The organism is Treponema porcinum (assembly GCF_900167145.1).
Classification (GTDB): domain Bacteria; phylum Spirochaetota; class Spirochaetia; order Treponematales; family Treponemataceae; genus Treponema_D; species Treponema_D porcinum.
The window spans coordinates 58,670-76,848 of sequence record NZ_FUWG01000009.1 but is presented as its reverse complement, the minus strand read 5'-3'; the positions used below and the strand labels follow the sequence as shown (position 1 = coordinate 76,848).

The 18,179-nt window shown below is 45.1% G+C and carries 16 protein-coding genes; 12 read left to right on the top strand and 4 right to left on the bottom strand.

What is annotated here, in order from left to right:
* Positions 1–14 precede the first annotated feature (14 nt).
* From B5D55_RS06890 to B5D55_RS06835, 12 genes are all read left to right on the top strand, one after another.
* A complete protein-coding gene (locus B5D55_RS06890) occupies positions 15–1,331 on the top strand; it encodes a hypothetical protein (RefSeq protein ID WP_078933273.1) in 1,317 nt (438 codons plus the stop codon).
* A complete protein-coding gene (locus B5D55_RS06885; protein ID WP_078933272.1) occupies positions 1,324–2,637 on the top strand; it encodes an ABC transporter permease in 1,314 nt (437 codons plus the stop codon). The genes B5D55_RS06890 and B5D55_RS06885 overlap by 8 nt, the downstream gene beginning before the upstream one ends.
* Positions 2,627–3,337: an ABC transporter ATP-binding protein gene (locus B5D55_RS06880; RefSeq protein ID WP_200805304.1), complete on the top strand. Its 711-nt coding sequence runs from the start codon at positions 2,627–2,629 to the stop codon at positions 3,335–3,337. The genes B5D55_RS06885 and B5D55_RS06880 overlap by 11 nt, the downstream gene beginning before the upstream one ends.
* Positions 3,334–4,665: an ABC transporter permease gene (locus B5D55_RS06875; protein WP_078933270.1), complete on the top strand. Its 1,332-nt coding sequence runs from the start codon at positions 3,334–3,336 to the stop codon at positions 4,663–4,665. Before B5D55_RS06880 ends, B5D55_RS06875 begins: the two co-directional genes overlap by 4 nt.
* 60 nt (positions 4,666–4,725) lie before the next feature.
* Positions 4,726–5,256 (top strand): UvrB/UvrC motif-containing protein, encoded by a 531-nt coding sequence (locus B5D55_RS06870; RefSeq protein ID WP_078933269.1) that lies wholly within the window; start codon positions 4,726–4,728, stop codon positions 5,254–5,256.
* A gap of 30 nt (positions 5,257–5,286) precedes the next feature.
* The gene (locus B5D55_RS06865) at positions 5,287–6,402 is read left to right on the top strand and encodes a hypothetical protein (protein ID WP_078933268.1); all 1,116 of its coding nucleotides are present in this window, start codon (positions 5,287–5,289) and stop codon (positions 6,400–6,402) included.
* Complete coding sequence (locus B5D55_RS06860; RefSeq protein WP_078933267.1) at positions 6,399–9,056, top strand: ATP-dependent Clp protease ATP-binding subunit; 2,658 nt, start codon at positions 6,399–6,401, stop codon at positions 9,054–9,056. Before B5D55_RS06865 ends, B5D55_RS06860 begins: the two co-directional genes overlap by 4 nt.
* On the top strand, positions 9,053–10,360 hold the full coding sequence (locus B5D55_RS06855; RefSeq protein WP_078933266.1) for a valine--pyruvate transaminase: 1,308 nt from the start codon (positions 9,053–9,055) through the stop codon (positions 10,358–10,360). The genes B5D55_RS06860 and B5D55_RS06855 overlap by 4 nt, the downstream gene beginning before the upstream one ends.
* A 5-nt stretch (positions 10,361–10,365) precedes the next feature.
* Complete coding sequence (locus B5D55_RS06850; RefSeq protein ID WP_078933265.1) at positions 10,366–11,307, top strand: ABC transporter substrate-binding protein; 942 nt, start codon at positions 10,366–10,368, stop codon at positions 11,305–11,307.
* 150 nt (positions 11,308–11,457) lie between these two features.
* Positions 11,458–12,084 (top strand): phosphoribosyltransferase, encoded by a 627-nt coding sequence (locus tag B5D55_RS06845; protein WP_078933264.1) that lies wholly within the window; start codon positions 11,458–11,460, stop codon positions 12,082–12,084.
* Positions 12,077–14,185, top strand: a complete 2,109-nt coding sequence (locus B5D55_RS06840; protein WP_078933263.1) for a hypothetical protein — start codon at positions 12,077–12,079, stop codon at positions 14,183–14,185. The genes B5D55_RS06845 and B5D55_RS06840 overlap by 8 nt, the downstream gene beginning before the upstream one ends.
* A complete protein-coding gene (locus tag B5D55_RS06835; protein ID WP_078933262.1) occupies positions 14,186–14,770 on the top strand; it encodes a ribonuclease HII in 585 nt (194 codons plus the stop codon).
* 93 nt (positions 14,771–14,863) lie between these two features.
* Here the strand turns inward: B5D55_RS06835 and B5D55_RS06830 are convergent, their stop codons facing one another.
* From B5D55_RS06830 to B5D55_RS06815, 4 genes are read right to left on the bottom strand one after another with little or no spacing between them, the layout of a single operon-like run.
* Complete coding sequence (locus B5D55_RS06830) at positions 14,864–15,244, bottom strand: DUF3276 family protein (protein ID WP_078933261.1); 381 nt, start codon at positions 15,242–15,244, stop codon at positions 14,864–14,866.
* Positions 15,245–15,304: 60 nt separating this feature from the next.
* The gene (locus tag B5D55_RS06825; RefSeq protein WP_078933260.1) at positions 15,305–16,483 is read right to left on the bottom strand and encodes a cysteine desulfurase family protein; all 1,179 of its coding nucleotides are present in this window, start codon (positions 16,481–16,483) and stop codon (positions 15,305–15,307) included.
* 1 nt (position 16,484) lies between these two features.
* The gene (locus tag B5D55_RS06820; protein ID WP_078933259.1) at positions 16,485–17,603 is read right to left on the bottom strand and encodes a 3-dehydroquinate synthase; all 1,119 of its coding nucleotides are present in this window, start codon (positions 17,601–17,603) and stop codon (positions 16,485–16,487) included.
* An 11-nt stretch (positions 17,604–17,614) separates the two neighbouring features.
* Positions 17,615–18,178, bottom strand: coding sequence for a hypothetical protein (locus tag B5D55_RS06815; protein WP_234975396.1), 564 nt, complete (start codon positions 18,176–18,178; stop codon positions 17,615–17,617).
* Position 18,179: the final 1 nt, after the last annotated feature.

Genomic DNA, 18,179 nt, shown 5'->3' with positions numbered 1-18,179 from the left:
GAGCAGGAAAGAAAGTGAAGTCGTTTTTTAGAAAAACGGTTCTTTTTTGCGGTGCAGTTTTCTGTTCCGCTGTGTGTGCCGCAAAAGAGCCAGAGGAAACCATCTATCGTTTTTTCAATGATATGCTGATTTTTGAATGTACCGGGATAGAAAGAAGTTCCGGCATTGCGCAAAAATCGGGAGTCAGTGAAATTCCGTCAGTCCTGTTCACCTGTACAAAATGGAATGATGGCTGTCAGGTTGGAAATCTTTTTGACTATTACGTTCCTGACTGCGCAGGTCTGCTTTCTGCGTTCGTTGCGTACAATGCAGTTGAAGACGATGCGCTGTGGGCAGAAAACCTGTTTTTTTCGGGGGAAAATGCTTTTGTCCTGAACAGACCGGCTGAACTTGACGAAGCGGTGCAGGAACTTGACAGAATGCGTGAAGCGGAAAACGGCGGTGCGGAACTGGCTGATGAAAGTGAAGAGCTTTTGCAGCTGGTTGAAAACAACGTCAGGAACGATGCGCAGAAAAAGAAAGAAAATTCCGGGGCAGGGGAAGAAGAGCCTGTTGTAGAGCGTAGGCTTCGGAATGCTCGGCAGATGCTCAGCCTGTATTCCTACGGAGCAGAAGTTTTTACCGTAAAAAATTCCGGGGAGGGCGGAATCGTCATCGTTTCATCCTTTCAGAAAAAAATGATAAGGCAGTATTATGACGAGAAAATGCGTCTTGTCAAAAAAGAATACTGGGATTTGTCGGGAGGAATTTCCGGTTCACGGAAAACAAAGACAGAACTGTTTGAGTACGGCGAAGGCGTTTTTCCTGTTTCTGCGCAAATTCTTGAAGAGTCCGCACGTCATCTGCTTTCGTATGATGCGAACGGGCGAGTGTGTGTCAGCAGAAACTATCGTGCGGTGGAAACGCCGGCTGACAGCGGAAAATCTGTGTCCGGGGAAAAAACGGCTGATGGCGGCGGAACGGATTTGGAAAAGCGCAGGCAGTTTGTGCTTGTCAGCCGCACAGAATGGAAATATACGCAGGACGGCAGCATTTCTGAAAAATATTACGTTGAGTATGCGTACAAGGACGTTTCTTCCTCGATGATAACGGCAAAAAATTCAAAACGCGAGGTGTTTGAATATAAAATTGAAGGCGGACTTCCAGACTATTATTATTATGAAAATTCCGTTCTCCGTATGCAGACTGTATACAGCCGAGAAAATTCCTATATGTCCGCGTCGTATTTTGACGGCGGTTTTGTCGTGGAGTCTTATTATAACGAGGGAAATCACACGAAAGATTTGTTCTATATGAACGGAACGCTCTGGAGAAGCCGTGTATATGAGTAGAAAAAAAACTTTTTCATTCCGATTGTCATACCGATGGATTTTTGATGTTTCGCGGCGTTTTGCGTCTGTAGACAGGAAAAGCCGTTCTTCCGCAACAAGCTTTCTTGCCGTTCTTGTAATCTGTTTTGGCGTTATGTCGCTTGTTACGGTTGTAAGCGTTATGAACGGATTTCAGATGAGTTTTGTCAATGCGATTATGGAACTCTCCTCTTTTCATATACGTGTTTCAAATCTGGAAAGTCAGGCAGAAGCAGATTTTCTTGACTCTTGTGCGGACAGTAAAGAAATCAGGTGCGTTTCACCGTTTTATGAATCGCAGGCGCTTCTTGTGGGAAATAAATCAAAGGAAAGTGCAGGAATTATCCGCGGTGTTGACGCCCGCACGTGTGAGTTTGACGAAGGATTTGCGCGTGAAATAAAAATCGTTTCCGGAAGTTTTGACCTTTCTTCTGCAGACAGTATCGTACTCGGCTCGTATCTTGCGCAAAGTCTGGGCGTAACCACAGGAAATACAGTCAATCTGCTTGCGCTTAGCGGCGGAAAGGACGTTGAACTTCTTTCGCAGAACAGACAGTTCAAAGTTACCGGCATTTTTGAGTGCGGCTATTACGACATAAATCAGGGCTATGCGTTTGTAAGCCTTGAAGCGGCGCGTATGTATTTTGGTGAAGATGCGCCTGTGTTCTACGGCATAAAAATCCGCCGTCCGCAGAATGACGGATTTGTTTCTGCTGCGATTAAAAACCGTTTCCCGGATGCGGCGGTTCAAAGCTGGCGTGAGTATAACCGTACTTTTTTCGGCGCGCTCCGCGTTGAAAAAAATATCCTTATGCTGCTTGTATTTTTGATTTTTGTCGTAGTTGCAGTTAACATTTACAACGGAATGCGCCGGCTTGTTTTTGAACGAAGTCAGGAAATCGCCGCTCTTTCTGCGCTGGGAGGAACGTCTTTTCAAATTAAAGCGATTTTTGTTGTCCGCGGATTTTTGACCGGTGCTGCCGGTACGGTTATAGGCATCGTGCTGGGTATTTTCATAAGCCTGAACATACGGAGCGTTTTTCTTGCCGTTTCGCACTGCCTTTACTGGCTGGAACTGTTTTTTACGTCTGTTTTTTCTCCTGAAAATGCGGCGTTTGTTACGGAAAACCAGATGTATGCAATCTATGCGTCAATTCCTGCCCGGATTATTCCGTCTGAAGTCCTTTTAATTTCTCTGTTCGGCGTGCTTTCACCACTTCTTGCTTCTGCCCTTGCAAGCCGATCTGTCCTTAAATTAAAAATTGCGGAGGTTCTGCATAATGAGTAACATTCTTACCGTTTCGCAGCTTGAAAAAACGTACGTTACCGAAAGCGAACGGCTTACGGTATTCAAAAACCTTAATCTTTCCGTTGAGGAAGGCAGTAAGACTGTCATTATCGGTGAAAGCGGAAGCGGAAAAAGTACGCTTATGAACATCATCGGAAGCATAGATTCTGCTACGTCAGGAAGCGTAACCGCAGGTCCCTGGAACGTTACTGCGCTTAAAGAAAAGGAACAGGCGGCGTACCGTTCGTCATTTCTAGGGCTGGTGTTTCAGTTCCATTATCTTTTGAAGGATTTTACAGCCCTTGAAAACGTCTATCTTCCGGCGTATATGGCAGGCGTTTCAAAAAAAGAAGCGGAAAAAAAGGCGGAAAAACTGCTTTTTGAAGTGGGGCTTTCGGAGCGGAAAAATCATCTTCCGTCCGAACTTTCCGGAGGAGAACGCCAGCGTGTTGCGGTTGCGCGTGCCCTTGTAAACAATCCGTCGCTCATTCTTGCGGACGAGCCTACGGGAAACCTTGACCCTGCAAATTCTTTAATGATTGGAAAACTTTTGTTTTCTATGGCTGAAAAATACGGAAAAACTCTTGTGCTTGTTACGCACGACAGAAAACTTGCCGCCGGCGGAGATGTCTGCTATGAAATAAAGGACGGAACTTTGGAAAAAGTAAACCTGTGCGGTGAGCCAGAAGGTGCTGAATGAAACTTCGTGCGTCATTTTTATTTGCAAAACGGCTGATATTTCCTCTTGCCGGAAAAAAATCTTCCGCCAGGAAAAGCGTTCTGGGCGCTATTATCTGCATCGCAATAAGCGTAGTGCCTCTTGTAGCCGTCCTTGCCGTATCAGACAGTATGATAGACGGAATGACGGACAGAATTATCGGACTTTCTACCGGCGCACTTCAGGCAAGGCTTTACCGGTCGGCAAAATTCGTTTCATCGGTGGAAGCGCTGTACGAAGTGGCAGATGAAATCAGAAGCGTTGATGGCGTGGTGAATGTATTTCCTGAGGTTGGAATAGATGCGCTTGCTGCAGGATGCAGTTACCGCACCGGAGTACGGGTTCGTGCCGTAGAACCGGCTGTGTTTTTGGAGAACGAAGCGTTTTCGCGCTATTTTACAATCTGCGCCGGTTCTCTTGACGGTTTTGCCAGGGGAAAAAGATGCGCTGTTGTCGGCGAAAAAACTGCGGAAACGCTTTCTTTAAAACCGGGAAGTACGTTCCGCCTCATTACTACAAAATCCGGCGCGAACGGTATGATTGTTCCTAAAATGACAGTTTTTACTGTAAGCGCAGTCGTTTCTTCTGGCTATCAGGAGCTTGACGCGCTGTGGGTGTTCGTTCCCGTTGATACGGCGTTTTCTTTTGCCTCAAAGGACAACGCCTCTTTTGCCGTAATGATTGAAACGGAAAATCCGTTTTCTAAAGACATCTACAGAATTCGCAGGCTTGTAAACGACCGCATTCGCGGAAAAGGCGTTGCATATATCTGGAGCGAACTGAACGCTTCGCAGTTTGAAAATTTTTCTTCCACGAAAATACTTCTTGTGTTCGTTATGATGCTGATTGTGCTTGTTGCCGCGGTGAATATTTCTTCTGCCCTCGTAATGCTCGTTATGGAGCGCCGCCGTGAAATTGCAATATTGAAAAGTACCGGCGCATCTTCCGGCGGAATTGCGCTTTCCTTTATCATTACAGGCTGTTTCTGCGGCGCTGCCGGCTGCCTTGCGGGGCTGCCCTGCGGAATTGCGTGCGCCCTTAACATAAACGGAATTGTCGCGCTTATTGAAAAGGCAGTAAATGCAATCGGCAGGCTGATTTTTATCCTGCGCGGAAATCCGGCGGAACAGTTCCTTGCGGTAAAAATTATGGATCCGGCATATTATTTAACGGAAATTTCTGTTAAGATTTCTTACGGTGAGATTTCCTTTATCGTGCTGACAGTCCTTGTTCTGTCTTTTATCGTTTCTGTCATTCCTGCGGTAAAAGCCGGTCGTGAAAAGCCGCTTGATATTCTGCGGAAAGGCTGACGGTGATGTCCGTGAACTGCGTGACTGCGTCTTGCGTTTTACTTTTTTTGGAGTGTTATTATGATTTGTGATTTGTGCCGGACTCGTGAAGCAGTGATTTTTCTTGAGCAGATGGGCAAAAATATAAAACGGAAGATAAATCTGTGTGCGGAATGTGCAGCGGCACGCGGAATAGCAGCGCCTGTTCCTGCTCCGAACCAGCAGAATGTTGCCGCACTATTTCAGGAAATTGTCGAACGGAATATGGCTCTTGAGTCAGAGTCAAAACGCGTCTGTCCTTCGTGCGGAAAAAGCATTCTTGATATTAAGAGTCAGGGAATTGCCGGCTGCCCGGAATGTTACGAAGTATTCAAGGCGGAAATACGGGAATCGATGAACGCGCACGGAATAACTGGAACGTATACAGGTTCAATGCCGCTTCGTGTCAAGGGATTTCGCAATGCGCTTACAGACCGTGCCGATTTGCAGGCAAAACTGGACGAGGCTGTTCGTACTGAAAATTACGAGAAAGCCGCTGTTTACCGGGATTATCTTCGTGCGCTTGAAAAAGGAAGCGTTGCAGACGGTTCAGATGCCTCTTCTTCTGACTAAAGCGTCGGATGTGCATAAACAGGAACATATATGGAACAGACTATAAATGAGGTGAACGGTCTTCCGTGGTATTCATACGACGGTCAGAACCGTGACGTAATTATTTCAAGCCGGGTGCGGCTTGCACGAAATCTTGCGAATTTTCCTTTTCCGGCGCAGTTTCGCGGCGATGACAGGGAGCGCGTTCAGGCGATTGTGTTTGATGCGTTCTCCCAAATGGAAAATGCCGCCGGGTTTCATGCAATAGAGTCGGCTTCCCTTTCTGAAAACAGCCGGCAGATTTTAGAGGAGCGCGGCGTCATAAAGCCGTCTGTGGAAAAAAAAGCGTGCAGGCTTCCTTCCGAAAGCGGCATTGTTATGAGCGCGGACGGAAAAATCTGCTGTCCGGTAAACTGCTCTGACCATCTGCATATAGCGCGGTTTTCAAGCGGACTTGATTTCCGCTCGTCGTTTGAAGAATGCCGTAAAATTGATGCGCAGCTCCAGAAAAAACTTCAGTTTGCGGCAAGTTATGATTTCGGCTATTTAACGGCGGCTATGCGTAATGCCGGAAGCGGAATGAAACTTTCCGCGCGCATTCACCTTCCGGGAACAGTCCGCTTCGGGAAACTGTCCGTTATTCTTGATTATTTGAAGCAGAAAAATTGCAGTGTAATGCCGGCGTTTCCTGCAATTTCGCAAGGTTCTGCCGCCGGAAATTTCTTCCTTATTTCTACTAATTCAGCGCAGAACGGCAGCGAAATTGACCAGATTGCCGAAATGGAGTCAATCTGCAAATATATTGCCGAATGTGAATGCAAGATTTTGAAAGATTTTGCCGATAATAAATCAACGCTTATACGCAATTCTGTAATCCGTGCATATTCCATTGCAAAATTCAGTATGCTTGTTTCTTTGCGGGAGGCCGTCGACATTATTTCCGACATAAAGCTGGGACTCCAGCTTCATTTGCTTTCGGGAATTGATATAAACGCGCTGTGCAGCCTGCTTTACAGAATTCAGGACGGACATCTTTCGTATCTGATGACCACCGGCTCGTTTGATTTTGAGAAGGACGTTCTGTGCGACGGGCGGATGAAGATTGACCGGCTGAGGGCAATCACCATTCAGGAATCTTTTGAAAAAATTTCTTTGGGGAACTTATGACAGATTTTTCACCACGCGCATTGCGTCTTGTAAATGCGTTTTGCCAGGACGAGGCACGGAAAAGCGGCTCGGAGCTTATTCAGCCGGAGCATATTCTGCTTGCCCTTATAAAAAAATCAGACGGACTTGGCGTTGAGCTTTTGAAAACATTAAAACTGTCGCTTCCGTCGTTTCAGTTTGCTCTGGAACAGGACATTCTTTCAAAAGCATCCGGGCTTACTGATAGGGATTTACTTTCGGAAATTCCGCGCGGCAGACGTGTTGACGCTATGCTTGATCTTGCTTCCATTGAATCACAGGCTCTTGAAAATAAATACGTCGGAACGGAGCATATTGTTCTTGCCTGCGTGCGTGAGTCTGAAAGTGTTGCCGCACTCTTTTTTGAAAAATCAGGCGTTTCTCTTTCCGATGCGCGCGCTGCCGTCCGTTCCGTGCAGAAAAACAATATGTCGTCCTATTTGGTAAAGCGTGCAGAAGCGCTTGCAAACGTTGAACTTCAGAATATTTTTGGTGCAGGAAAAGGCGCCGGTCGTTTTGACAGTCTGTTCGCAGGAGCAGGAAATAATCCGCAAAGTTCGCGCGATGCGCCGGAAAAAAAGTCTTTCCTGTCTGAATACAGCCGGGATATTACGCGCCTTTTCCGCGAGGGAAAGGCTGACCCGGTCGTCGGGCGCGAAAAGGAAATCCAGCGCCTTATACAAATTCTTTCTCGCCGCACGAAGAATAATCCTGTTCTTGTGGGCGAACCGGGAATCGGAAAAACAGCTATTGTGGAAGGACTTGCACAGGCGGTTGCAAAAGGAACTGTTCCGTCCGGGCTTTTGAAAAAACGCATTCTTTCTCTTGATTTGACTTCACTTGTTGCCGGTACAAAATACCGCGGCGAATTCGAAGAGCGAATGAAAAAAATGATGAGAGAAGTAAAGGATTCAAAAGACATCATTCTTTTTATTGATGAGCTGCATACGATTATCGGTGCCGGCGGTCCGGAAGGGCAGATGGACGCATCTAATATGCTGAAACCTGCGCTTAGCCGCGGTGAACTTCAACTTATCGGCGCTACTACTACAAAAGAATACAGCCGCTACATCGAAAAGGATTCTGCGCTTGCGCGGCGTTTTCAGAAAGTTGACGTTGAAGAACCGACTGACGAAGATTCCGTAAAAATTCTTGAGGGAATAAAAGCGCAGTACGAGCATTTTCACGGAGTTGTGTATGACGATGACGTTATTCCTGCAATTGTACGGCTGAGCCGCCGCTATATTCCAGAGCGTTTTCTTCCAGACAAAGCGATTGATATTCTTGATGAAGCCGGTGCTCAGAAAAAAATACAGGAAGAAAACAAGCCGTCCGAGCTTAACGACCTTGAGGTTCAGATAAACAGTCTTATTGAAGAAAAAAAACGTCTTGTCCAGCAGCAAGATTATGAAAATGCCGCTTATGTCCGCGACAAGGTTCTGGAACTTAAGCGTAAGTTTGAAGTTTTCAGCAATTATTGGAAAGAAAACGGCATTGCGTCAAAGCGGCACGTTACGGCGGACGACATTGCGCATATTGTCGGTGAAATGACTGGAATTCCGGTGGAGCAGCTAGGCTCTTCTGAATCATCGCGCCTTGTAAAAATGGAAGATGAGATGCACCGTATGGTAATAGGACAGGATGAAGCTGTCCGCACTATTTCCGGGGCTGTCCGCAGAAGCCGTGCAGGAATTTCCTCTCCAAAGCATCCTATAGGTTCGTTTATTTTTCTTGGTCCTACAGGCGTCGGAAAAACGCAGCTTGCAAAGGCGCTTGCAAAATTTATGTTCGGAAGCGACTCCCAGCTTATCAGAATAGATATGTCTGACTTTATGGAAAAGCACAATGCATCGCGTCTTGTCGGTGCTCCTCCAGGATACGTCGGCTACGAGGACGGCGGAGTTCTTACGGAACAGGTGCGCCGTCATCCGTATTCCGTAATTCTTCTTGATGAAATTGAAAAGGCGCACCCTGACGTGTTCAACCTTCTCCTTCAAATTCTTGAAGAGGGCGAACTGCACGACAATCTCGGGCATACGGTAAATTTCAGGAACACGGTAATTATTATGACAAGCAATGCCGGCGCGCGCCAGATTACGGCGGAGGGAAGGGTAGGATTCAGTGCTTCCGGCGACGGCGTCCTTTCGTATGCAGAAATAAAAAGCGGCGCGATGGTAGAATTGAAAAAGCTTCTTAGCCCGGAACTTCTGAACCGAATTGATGACGTGATTGTGTTCAATGCGCTTTCAAAGGCGGAAGTTTCAAAAATTCTTGACATTCAGATTGCGGAACTTTCCGCCCGTCTTAAAGACAGGAAACTTTCTGTTACTGTCAGAAAAAGCGCGCGCGAATATCTCATTGAAAAAGGCTATGAGCCGTCGATGGGCGCGCGTCCGATGCGCAGGCTTATTCAGCGCGAAATAGAAGAGCCTCTTTCGCTTGAAATTCTTGACGAGCGGAATGCAGGGCTTTCGGAGATTGCCGTTGAATGCAGGAACAATGTACTTCGCGTTCACTTTGTACGCGATGCAAAAAAAAGCGCCGGAAAGACAACTATAAAATGCGTTTCAAACCAGTCAGACTCAAGCGACGAGTCTGTCCTGGCAACAGTAAATATTCTGGAAGATAAAAAATGAAAGACATAATTTTTTCTGATTTCGGAGAGAAATTGTGCGGGCCTTCTGGCATAAACGATTTGATGGACGATTTGGGAAAGCCTCTTCCTAAGGGAATTCCGCTAAGCCTTATGGGCGGCGGAAACCCGGCGCGCATTCCTGAGGTAGAATCACTCTACCGTCAGCGGATGGCAGGAATAATGGAAAACGGCACCGAATTTGAAGACCTTATCGGAAGATATGATGCTCCTCAGGGACGAATAAAATTCATTGAACAGATTGCAGAATGTCTTTCTGGAAAATATGGCTGGAAAATAGGACCTGAAAATATTGCTGTTACTAACGGAAGTCAGAGTGCGTTTTTCTACCTTTTCAATATGTTCAGCGGAACGTATACGGTAAACGGTAAAACCGTAAAAAAGCGCATCATATTTCCACTTGTTCCTGAGTACGTCGGCTATGCAGATCAGGGAATAGAACGCGGTACATTCACCGGCATAAACGCTGATTTTGAAATGTACGCAGACAGAACCTTCAAATACAAGATTGATTTTCCGCGACTTGAAAAATACCTTTCTTCCCACGATGATACGGCGGCACTCTGCGTAACGCGTCCTACAAATCCTACGGGAAACGTGCTTACAGATGATGAGATAACGCATCTTTCCGAACTTTCAAAGCGCTATGATATTCCGCTTTTTATAGACAATGCGTACGGTCTTCCCTGGCCGGACATTATTTTTACCGATGATGCAAAGCCGTTCTGGGATGAAAACGTAATTCTTTCGATGAGCCTTTCAAAAATCGGTCTTCCTTCACTGCGCACTGGAATTATTATCGCACAGAAAGAGATTATAAAGGCAATCTCCAATCTGAATGCGATTGCAGCCCTTGCGTCAGGAAGCGTCGGTCAGGCACTTGCCGGAGATTTGATTCGCACCGGAAAACTGATTGAAATTGCGCATACAGTCGTCCGTCCGTTCTACGAAAAAAAATCCGTTCAGACGCAGAAATGGATTCATAAATATTTTAAGGGCGGAAATTATTACGTCCACAAAAGCGAAGGTTCTATATTCCTGTGGCTTTTAATGGAAGACCTTGCGGTTCCTGCAAAAGAATTCTATCAGCTTCTCAAGAAAAAAGGTGTTTTTGTTATGCCGGGCGAATTTTTCTTCTTTGGAAATCAGGCGGACTCAACGCTGCCACCGGTAGAAGAGCATCCTCATTATTCAAAATGCCTTCGCCTGAACTATGCCGGAAGTGCAGAAGAAGTTGAACGCGGTATAAAGACGATTGCAGAACTGTATTTCCAGAACAGAAAGTGAGTAAAATGACAAAAAAAACGTGCGTTTTCTTTTCCGTAATTTTTTTTGCTTCTCATTTTGTGATTTCAGAACCGTCGCGTATCGGTTACGTGAAGGGAATGACAGCCGTTCCGTTCGTATATATGATGCCGGAAACTGACAAATTTGAATTCATCGAGTTTTCCGGCGTTTCAGCTCTTGTTGAGGGGATGAAAAACGGCGAAATAGATGCGGCAAATCTTCCTGTGAATGCAGCCGTTTCGCTGTATGAAAAAAAGTCCGGGTCAGTCGTCTGCATTGCGGTAACGCAGAACATAAATTATTCTGTTATATCTCCGGCGGAAAGCAACGTTTCTTCGCTTTCTGACCTTGTGGGAAAAAAACTTCTTTATTCCGGGAACGGTTTTACAAGCGGCTTTATTTTCTGGATTTTAGAACGTAACGACATTCCTTCCGGGCAGGGGGAAAACGTAATTCAACTTGAACGCATAGAAAGTGAAACAGCCGCCGTTACTCATCTTTCTAACGGAACGGCAGATGCAGCCATTCTTTCCGAGCCGGCTGCTTCTGCATCTCTTTCTGTTAATAAAAAATTCAGGCGGAGTGTTGACCTTCAGGATGCCTATACTTCAATTAACGGAAGCCGTAAATCCGTTCCTGTAACTGTTCTTGTGGCGCGTACACAGTTTGCGGAAAAATCATACGATTCCCTTCTTCTTATTGTTCAATATCTGGAAAATTCTGTCAGCCGCATACAGAGAAGTCCTGTAAAAGCAGCTGCCTTGATAAAAAAATATTCGCTTGGCATTCAGCCGTCTGTTTCCGGAAATGCAGTTGCGCATGGAAATTTTGTCTGCCGTTCAGCAAAGCAAAGTCAGCCTGAAATTACTGCATATATCGAAATATACAATTCCGGAAGGACGGAAAAACTTCTTCCTGTGCCCGGCAAGCGTTTTTTCTTTCAGTAAATTCTGTCGCAAAATCCTGATACAGAAGCTCACGCACGTAACGGCACAATCCTTTCAAAATGATTGAATTCATAGAACATATCGTTTATAATTCACGGTAGTTATCGTTACCGTAATGAAAAGTGCGGTTATTTTTATTCTGGAGTATTTATGATTAAGGAATTTCTGCCATACGATGTTGTTCGCAATGATGCTTTAAAGCTTGCCTATAAAATGTACAACATAGACGGTTTTGTTCCTGACGTTATTTACTGCTCGCTTCGCGGAGGCGCGTATATGGCGAATGTTATCAGCGAGTATTATAAAATTGCGCATAAAAACCACCATCCTGTACTGTATGCGGCAGTTGTTGCCCGTTCCTATACTGATGTACGCAAGTCAACTCCGCGTGTATATGTTGACGGCTGGACGTATCCTCCTGCAAATCTTCGTCCCGGCGACAGGATTATGCTGATTGATGATATTTTTGATACAGGAAATACAATAAATGCGCTGGTAGATATTCTTCTTGACTATGGCGTAAGCAGGGAGAACATCAAGGTTGTTGTTCACGACTACAAGGACTGTACGTACCGTAAAAAACAACCCGTTCTGCCTGACTACTGGTGCCGAAAATTGGTTATCAATTCTCCGGCCGAGGACAGGTGGATTCATTATATGAGCCACGAACTGGTCGGGCTTTCGGAAGAGGAACTTGAACAGAATTATTATAAGCAGGATCCTGAGTTAAAATCAGTTCTTGGTTCATACTTAGGAAAACAGGCGGCAGATGAATAAAAAAAGTTTTGGATTGAAGGTTATCATTTTTGCTCTTACAGGACTTTTTCCTTTCTTGTGCGTGGCGCAGGAAGTTATAAGTCCTTCTGACGGCGTATGGGCGAACAGGCAGATTCTTGTAATTGACGTTCCGTCCGGTTCTAGTGCGTACTATTCGTTGTCTGGCAATGACCCAGAGTCATCGGGCTTTGCGTACGATGGTCCTGTTCTTCTTGATGTTGACGGAGACGTACTCCTTAAGGTAACTGTAGTCAGCACTGACGGCACGCGTTTTAAAAAAGATGTGCTGTATACGGTAAAAAATGCTCCCTATCCGGAAAAAACAGAATATTATGACTTTGTACGAAATTGCGTTGAAGCAGGTATTATAAATTATACTGCTGGTGCAGAGCTTTCTGTTCCTGCCGGACTTGAGTACAGTCTTGGACAGCAGCAGGACTGTTTTGAAACCGGGAAAAATCTTGTTCTTTCTGAAAAGACTGTCGTTTCCAGATATATTCCGTGTACGATTACTGACGGTTCTGTGTACTGGCGTTTTTTAATTCACGTAAATCCTGTGATGACAGGCGTGTACAGCCGCCGGGACGTTCCGTTTGAAATAATAGACTGGGAAACAGTTTCTTTTGCAAATAAAAAATTCATCTATAAAATTGACGACGGCTGGTGGCAGCAGCCGAAACTTCCTCTTAAGATAGACCGTTCGGTAAATCATATGATTTCCTGGCAGCCTGTTGACTATGCTTCGGAAAATTCGGTGCGTTTTTTTGTACTTCCGCCAAAACCTCAGATACATCAGACTACGGCTGCAAGCGGTGCTGTATCTGTTTCGTATTCAGGCGAGCCGGGCTATAAATTCGGTCTTATACAGCAGGACGGAACAGTTTCCGAACTGTACGACTCTTTTGAAATTGATACTTTTCAGGGGGACAGATACGAGGGATCTTACCGAACCGGCATTTTCTACGATTCTGTATATCAGGGTGAACTTGAAATTCCGTTTTCCGTGAACAAACGTGTTCCTCAGAAGCCGGTGATTACGTCTTCCGCAAAAAATAATTTTTCACGCCGTCTTGTAACTCTTGGAATTCAGTCATTGCCTGGTACTGTTGTGTATGCTTCCGTTTCAGGTCCTGTTATCGTTGATTCAGCTGATGTTTCTGTTGACGTTCTTTTTGCCTTTCAGAAAGAAAATTTCAAGAAGCTTGATACTGATAGAATAGTGCTTCATCCGTCAAATGACGGTGCGGCGGCTTACAAAGTTTCTGTGTATTCGGAGGATTCAAGCAAGAACCGGAGTTCAGTTACCGAATATAAGGTTGTAATTGATACTTGCAATTATTACGTTGACTCAACATCGTCTGCCGGTGAATTTTCCGACGGAACTAGAGAGCGGCCGTATACGTCTTTTGAGCAGCTGCTTCCGTTTATAAATGAAAACAGGTTTGTAAACGTAATTTTATCCGGCGAAATGGCTATGCCGCAGAAAAATACCGTTATTTCTTCCAATGTTCAGATAACAGGGCAGAATGATGGCAGAATTGTGTTTTTGCCAAAATCTTCACTGACTGTAAGGAATTCAAGTCTTGTCATTTCTGACTGCATAATTTCGTATGCGGCAAATCATACTAAGGGTGAAGAAAGCGAGATTTCTGCAAATCTTATTCAGATTGAGAGAGGCGTTCTTGATTTCAATAACGTTGAACTTTCTGCTGCTTTTGCAAAGAACGGAACTGTAATAAATGCGGAAAATTCTGTCGTAACAATAAAGAATTCCGGCGTAACGTCTTCAGCGGACTCTTATTCATCTGCACTTGCCGCTGTGGATTCTAAAATAAGCATCCGCAATTCGACTGTTACGACTGTTGCTGGAACATCCATTAATTTTTCGGCGCAGGGCGGCATTTTTGAGCTGCGTTCTACGCAGTGCAAAATTGTCGGCGTAATGGGTAGGATTGCAGAACTTTTTGATACGCAGAGTTCCGTTACGGACAATGCGTTCTCTGCTGATTTGAAAAAGCAGCTGTCTAGCACAAGTGCCGTTTATACAGACAGCAGGAATGTGTCCGTTGAGTACAGCGGCAATAAGGAGTCTGGTTTTTAAATGAAACTGCTTTGCGGACTTGATGAAGCGGGAAGGGGACCTTTGGCGGGTCCTGTAACTGCTGGTGCTGTCATTCTGCCGGAGGATTTTCCCCTTGATATTCTGAATGATTCAAAAAAATTATCCGAAAAAAAACGCATTGCCGCAGAATGCATTATAAAGGAAAAAGCCTGCTGGGGAGTCGGCATTGTAGATCACGAAACTATAGACAGGCTCAATATTCTTCAGGCGAGCCTTTATGCTATGCGCCTTGCCTTTGATATGATGATGATGAAACTTCCTGAATGGGCAAAGGCGCATAACTATGACGGATACACCGTTTCTGCAATGGCGGACGGTACTTTTGTTCCTGAAATACATTGTGATGAAGCTAAATGCGAGCCTAAGGCGGACGGCCGCTATCCGCAGGTGATGGCGGCAAGCATTCTTGCAAAAGTTGAGCGCGACCGCATTATGTGCGAGATGGACAAACTGTATCCGCAATACGGTTACGCGCGGCACAAAGGGTATCCTACGCCGGAGCATAAGCGGATTTGCCGGGAAATCGGACCGTCTGAAATACAAAGAATGTCGTTTTCTTATTAAAGCGAAAGTTTCAGATATAAAAAAAGTCCGCCCTTTTTAAGAGCGGACTTTTATCTTTTGAAATATCTTTTGAAATATCTTTTGAAAATCAGATTAGTTTTCTTTCTGTTCAGTTTCTGTAGTTCTTTTTGAAACAACGTGCACTCGTCCAGTGCGCTTTATTCCGTCGTCCTGCTTTGTCTGCCTGACTTTATAAATCTTTTTCTTTTCTTCTTTTTTTGCAACCCGTGCCTTTGCGCGCGCTTTTCTGTCTTTTTCAATAAAAGACAGTGAAGTGTCCATTCCCTGAAGGAATTTTTGCATATCTTCTGCAAATATTGCAATCTGATGCCGGTCAGCATCTGCTCCGTCGCGGCTTTTTGATTCAACTATCTGAAGAAATACGTCTCCTGTTCTGTTTTCCTTTACGTTAAAAAAATACGAACGGTTATCAAGATAAACTTCTGTTGTAAAAAGTTCTCCGCGTGCACCCATAGTATTTGCCTTCCTTTGAAATGTGTTTGCAGTAAAACTAACATTTTTTACTGTCTGTTGTCAATTATTAAAACGTCCTGCAATTTCACTTACTTTGTCAAAAAGTTCGTCAACCGCAGTTTTTGTAGTAAGCGGACCAAAACTGAACCGTACCGCCGTTTCGCTTATCTGCGGCGTTATGTGCATTGCATCAAGAATGGGGCGTTTGTTCTTGCGCGCAGAGCAGGCGCTTCCTGTAGAAATGTAAAAACCTTCGGAATCAAGCGCGCGCAACATTACTTGTCCCGGAATGTTTTTGAACGCCGCCTGAACTACCCACGGAGAATACTTGCCGGGTTCTTCAATGCGCGCTTCTGGAATTATTGTACAGCCGCTTATTCCTGCAAGTTTCTTTACAAAATCCTGCGTAATTTCTTTCTGCCTGTTGAAATGCTCAAGCTGTCCTTCATTTTTTTTATTGATATAGTATTTTTCAAGGCATTTTGCAAACGCAAGCGCTCCAAATACGTTTTCCGTTCCGCTTCGCATTCCTTTTTCCTGACCGCCGCCTTTTAAAAACGGCTCTACCGCATCTTTCATATACAAAAGCCCGATTCCGCGCGGCCCGCAGATTTTATGCGCACTAAAAGCCGCGCTGTCAATTCCGGCACAGGAAAGGTCAAACGGTATTTTTCCTGCCGCCTGTACGCAGTCAACGTGGAATTTTGGGCGGCGTTTTCCGGCGGTTGCACTGGTGATTGCGTCTGCAATTTCATAGACTGGCTGGATTGCGCCTGTTTCGTTGTTTACTGCCATAACGCATACGATTACTGTTTCCGGCGTAAGGCTTTTTACGACTGCTTCCGGCGTAATTATTCCGTCTTTGTCAGAAGGAATTGAAATTACTTCCATTCCACATTTTTTCATTTCAAGAGCCATTTCGCGGATTGCAGAATGTTCTATTGAACTTATGAGAACAGTTCCTTTCTGCGGACGGTTCAGCACGGAAAGGAGCGGAATATGGTCACTTTCTGTTCCGCCGGAAGTAAAATACAGTTTTTCGGCTTTTACACCAAGCACATCTGCACAGCGTTTGCGCGCCTGTTCCAAAAGTTCGCGCGCTTCTTTTCCTGCTGCGTGAATGCTCGATGGATTTCCCCAGACTGCCACCGTTTCATCAAGTGCTTCCTGAAGAATTGTTTTATCAGCCGGACTTGTTGATGCCCAGTCAAAGTAATGGTTTGTCTGAATGTCTGTCATATTATCTCAGTATGGGTAAAATGTCGCCGTCTTCAACTTCCTGCGTAAACGTATCGGTAAGTCCCCTCTGAAGGACAATGCTGATTTTGTCTGATTTATTTTTCTTGTCCTTGTGCATAATCTGTATAAGGCGCTCGCTGATTCCGCCGCCGGATGCGATTTTAGGAACAGGATTTATGTCCCAGCCGTAAAGGGAAAGAATGTGCAGGACTTCATCTTTATAGGATTCTTTGCAGAAGTCGAGTTTTGCACTCAGGGAAACAGCCCGTCCGATTCCCCAGGCGACTGCATCTCCGTGCGTTACAGTTCCGAGTCCTGCAAGAGTTTCCAGCGCGTGACCGAACGTATGTCCCAGATTCAGGTGTTTTCGTATGTTTTTTTCGGTAAAATCTTTTTCCACAACTTCAGCTTTTGCCTTTGAACATTTCTGTATGATTGTGCAGATTGTTTCAGGTTCGCGGCTTAAAATCTGGCTTGATTTTGTGCGGAACATATCATACAGTTCTGCATCGTACAAAAGAGCTGTCTTAAAGGCTTCTGCAAGTCCTGAGCGGAACTGCGCTTCTGAAAGTGTGGAAATGAATTCCGGAAAATAACAGATTTTCTGAGCAGGAAAAAAACTTCCTATCATATTTTTATAGCTTTTGAAATCACAGCCTGTTTTTCCGCCGATAGACGCATCTACCATAGAAAGCAGCGTTGTCGGAACAAACTGAACGGCAGCTCCGCGCTTGTAAAGCGATGCGGCAAATCCCGTAAGGTCGCAGATGACGCCTCCGCCTATTCCTACGAACAGGTCGTTACGTGAAAAACCGTTCTCCAGCGCTGTTTCTACAATGGAAAGGACGCTTTCTATTGTCTTGTACGGCTCGCCAGAGCCAAGAATAATCAGAAGGTCACTGCCGCATCTTCCGTCATCAAACTGAGAAACAAAAGTCTGCATATATGGCAGGGTAGCGACAGTTGCATCCGTAACAAAACAGCGCTTCTGCGGATTGTTTTCTTCGGGGAGGAAAAACTGCCGCAAATCCGGCGTTTCTGTGTGGAATTCTATCTGTGTTACATCAGTTCCCGGATGAACGGACGGGTATGTTATGTTGAAGTTGCTGTAATTTTCCATAGCAACGTATTCTAGTATCTTTTCGATTCCATTGCAAGGAACGTATCTCGTACTTCTTCTACGCGTTTTATTTCACGGGAAAGCATTTTTCCGTAGTCAAGTTCGCCTGTTTTAATTCGCTCGCGCTCGTCTTCCCAGTTCTGAACGTCAGTTATGAAAAGAAATGTAAAGTCCTTTACGTTTGCCTTTTCCGCCCACAGCTGTGCTTCCTGCCAGTAGTAAAGTCCTGCGTTGTAGCAGGAGAGCGTTTTTTCAAGATTTCGTAAATATTCGTCTTTCCAGGGCGCATCGTAAAAATATGCTGTTTTTTTGTCGTAAGTTCGTCCGAGCCGCAGATGCTGTTCTATTAACTTAAGGTTTATGTGCATCTGGAACAGGTAACGGTATTTTTCCCATTCCTTTTCGGTTGTGATTTTTGCGTTTGCATACAAAGGATTTGCAAAGTCAGCCTGCGCGGCTTTTTCAAGCCAGTAAATGTTTTCAATGCAGTCGTCAGGATACTGCTGATAGTGGATATGATAAAGCCTGTACCAGTCTTCCTTGTATTTTACCATATAAGCATTTGCCGGCTGCATA